A 3,795-nucleotide genomic window follows, 5' to 3' on the forward strand; every position below is an offset into this window, starting at 1 on the left:
CCCGCCCGACGCGCCACCGCCCGCCGACCTGGTCAACGCCCTCGAAGCCGCCGGCGCCGCCACCACCACCAACCCGGCTCACCCCGCCCTCGCCGGCGTCCTCAACCTCGACCCCGACCCCGCCGCCACCCTCACCCACCTCCACCACCGTCTCACCCGGCCCGACCCGGCCCCGATGTGGACGCTCACCACCCACGCCGTCCAGGCCGCCCCCGACGACCCGCCCCCCGACCCCGCCCACGCCCAGACCTGGGGCCTGGGGCGGGTGGCGGCGTTGGAACACCCCCGCCACTTCGCGGGCCTCATCGACCTCCCTCACGCCCCCGGGCCCCGCCACTACGCCGAGCTCGTCCGCCACCTGGCGAGCCGCGAACGTCCCGACCACGAACCCCACATCGCCATCCGCGACGGCGCCCTGTACGCCCCCCGCCTCGCCCGCGCCCCCCGCACCGCGCCGCCGCCCGCCACCCCCTACCGGCCCTACCGGCCGCGCCACACCACCCTCGTCACCGGCGGCACCGGCGCGCTCGGCCCGCACCTCGCCCGGTGGCTGGTCGCGGCCGGAGCCGAACACCTCGTCCTGGTCAGCCGCCGGGGCGAGGCAGCCGACGGCGTCCCCGAGCTGGTGGCCGAGATCGAGACGAAGGGCGCCAGGGTCACCGTCGCCGCCTGCGACGTGGCCGACCGGGAGGCGGTCGCCGCGCTCGTGCGGAGGCTCGACGAGGACGGCTGCCGGATCGGCACGGTCATCCACGCGGCGGCGCTGATGCAGCTCAACGCCCTGGAGGCCCTGACCGTCGAGGAGTTCCGCGCCGTCGTCGAGGCCAAGGCGGCGGGCGCGCGTCACCTGGACGAGCTGCTGGCGCACCACCCGGTGGAGGCGTTCGTGCTGTTCTCCTCGATCGCCGGGGTGTGGGGCAGCGGCAACCACGGGGCGTACGCCGCCGCCAACGCCTATCTGGACGCCTTCGCGCAGCAACGCCGGGCGCGCGGCCTGCCCGCCACCTCGGTGGCCTGGGGGGTGTGGGGCAGCGACACGCTTCCCGACGCCGTCGATCCGGATTTCCTGCGCAAGCAGGGCCTGCCGCTGCTCGACCCGGAGATCGCGCTCGCCGGTCTCCAGCAGGCGCTCGACCATGACGAAACGTTCGTGGCCATCGCGGACGTGGACTGGGAGCGGTTCCTGCCCGTCTTCACCTCGGCGCGGCCCAGCCCGCTGCTGGCGGACATCGCCACCGAGCAGCACGGACAGCACGGACAGCACGGGGAGCGCGGGGAGCGCGGGGAGCACGGGGAGCACGGGCAACGTGGGGAGGCGGAGGCCTCGCCGCTGGCGGAGCGGCTGTCCGGCCTGTCCCGGGCGGAGCGGGAGAAGGAGCTGCTGGCGGTGGTCAACGACTGTCTCGCGGTGGTCCTGGGGCGGCAGGGCCAGGGGGCGGGGGCAGCGGGGGACGACGACAGGACCCCGTTCAGGCAGCGGGGGATGGACTCGCTGCTGGCGGTCGAGCTGCGTAACCGGCTCGGCGAGGCGACCGGCCTGCGCCTGCCCGCGACTCTGGCGTTCGAGCACCCGAACCCGCTCGCCGTCGCGCACTTCCTGAGCGAGGAACTCCGCGCGGAGCCACCGTCCGGCGCCGGCTCTGTGCGTGCCGAGCTGGACCGGCTGGAGGCGGCGGTGGAGTCCAACGGCGTTGGTGCGACGGATCGTTCGGAGATCGCCGCGCGCCTCCGGGCGTTGCTGGCCGGACTCGACGAGCCTGGGCAGCAGCAGGCGAGGGACGACCGGAGCGACGCGGGCGACGCGGGCGACGCGGGCGACGCGAGGGCCGCCGCCGACGACGATCTCGAAATCGATCTCGCCAGCGACGACGAGATGTTCGACCTGATCGACCGAGAACTCGGACTGTGAAGGGCGTGCGATGGCCGAGGACGTAGCCAAGCTCCGTGACTATCTCAAGCGGGTCACCCAGGACTTGCGCAAGGTCCGCAGGCGGCTGCGGGAGGTCGAGGACCAGGCCCGGGAGCCGATCGCGATCATCGGCATGGCCTGCCGCTTCCCCGGCGGGGTCGCCTCGCCCGACGACCTGTGGCGCCTGCTCGTCGAGCGGCGCGACGCGATCACCCCCTTCCCCACCGACCGTGGCTGGGACCTGGAACGCCTCTTCGACACCGATTCCGCTTCCACGGCCGTCCGGGAGGGCGGCTTCCTGGACGACGTCGCCGGCTTCGACGCGGAGTTCTTCGGCATCTCGCCGCGCGAGGCCCTCGCGATGGAGCCGCAGCAGCGGCTGCTGCTGGAGAGCGCGTACGCCGCGTTGGAGGACGCGGGCATCGACCCGTCAGGCATGGAGGGCGCCAGGGCCGGCGTCTTCGTCGGGCGGAACTACCACGAGTACGGCGCTCCCATGGAGTACGCCCCCGACTCGGTCGAGGGCCACCTGGTCACCGGCTCGGTGTCGAGCGTGGCGTCGGGCAGGATCGCCTACAGCCTCGGCCTGTCGGGCCCCGCCATCACGGTCGACACCGCCTGCTCGACCTCGCTGGTGGCGCTGCACCTGGCGGCGCGGTCGCTGCGCAGCGGCGAGTGCGACATGGCGCTGGCGGGCGGGGCGACCGTGATGTACACGCCGGGCACCTTCGTGGAGTTCAGCAAGCAGGGCGCGCTCGCGGCCGACGGGCGGTGCAAGGCGTTCGCGGCGGGCTCGGACGGCATGGGCATGGCCGAGGGCGTGGGCATCCTGGCGCTGGAGCGGCTGTCGGACGCGCGGCGCAACGGCCACCCGGTGCTGGCGGTGGTGCGCGGCTCGGCCGTCAACCAGGACGGCGCCAGCAACGGCCTCACCGCCCCCAGCGGCCCAGCGCAGCAGCGCGTCATCTGGGCGGCGCTGGAGAACGCCGGGCTGGCGCCGGGCGACGTGGATGCGGTGGAGGCGCACGGCACGGGCACCGAGCTGGGCGACCCGATCGAAGGGCGGGCGCTGCTGGCGACGTACGGGCGCGGGCGTGGGCGGGACGCCGAACGGCCGTTGTGGCTGGGCTCGATCAAGTCGAACATCGGGCACACCCAGGCGGCGGCGGGCGTGGCCGGGATCATCAAGATGGTCCTGGCCATGCGGCACGGCCACCTGCCCGCCACACTGCACGCGGATGAGCCGACGCCACACGTGGACTGGTCGGCCGGCGCCCTCGCGCTGCTGACCCAACCAAGGCCGTGGCCGGCATCCCAGGACCGCCCACGCCGGGCCGCGGTCTCCTCCTTCGGCATCAGCGGCACCAACGCCCACGTCATCCTCGAAGACCCCCCACCAGCCGAAGAACCCCAGCGCCACACCCCGCCCAAGGCACTGCTGTGGCCGCTGTCGGCCAAAACCCCCCAGGCCCTGACCGCCCAAGCCGAACGCCTTGCCACCCACCTCCACCACCACCCCGGCCTGGACCCCGCCGACATCGCCCACACCCTGGCCACCACCCGCGCCAACCACCGCCACCGCGCCGTCATCCTCAACGCCGACCCCGCAGCCCTCACCGCCCTGACCACCGGCACCCCCCACCCCCACCTCATCACCCCAACGCCAACCCCTCCCACCGGCACCACCGCATTCCTCTTCTCCGGCCAGGGCAGCCAGTACCCCGGCATGGGCCGGGAGCTGTACGCCGCCTTCCCCACCTTCGCCGCCGCCCTGGACGCCGTGTGCGAGGCGATGGACCCCCACCTCGACCGCCCCCTGCGCGAGGTGATGTTCGACGACCACGACCTCCTGGGCCAGACCCGCTACACCCAACCCGCCCTCTTCG

At 74.3% G+C, this 3,795-nt stretch carries 2 protein-coding genes; both read left to right on the forward strand.

The features are described 5' to 3' along the window. Positions 1-1,909 (forward strand): SDR family NAD(P)-dependent oxidoreductase (locus ACTWQH_RS32545; protein ID WP_443290417.1); only part of this gene is annotated, 1,909 nt, incomplete at its 5' end. A gap of 10 nt (positions 1,910-1,919) precedes the next feature. After that, positions 1,920-3,795 (forward strand): type I polyketide synthase (locus ACTWQH_RS32550; RefSeq protein WP_443290418.1); only part of this gene is annotated, 1,876 nt, incomplete at its 3' end.

The sequence above is a fragment of the Streptomyces sp. 6N223 genome (assembly GCF_052246635.1).
Taxonomy (GTDB): domain Bacteria; phylum Actinomycetota; class Actinomycetes; order Streptomycetales; family Streptomycetaceae; genus Streptomyces.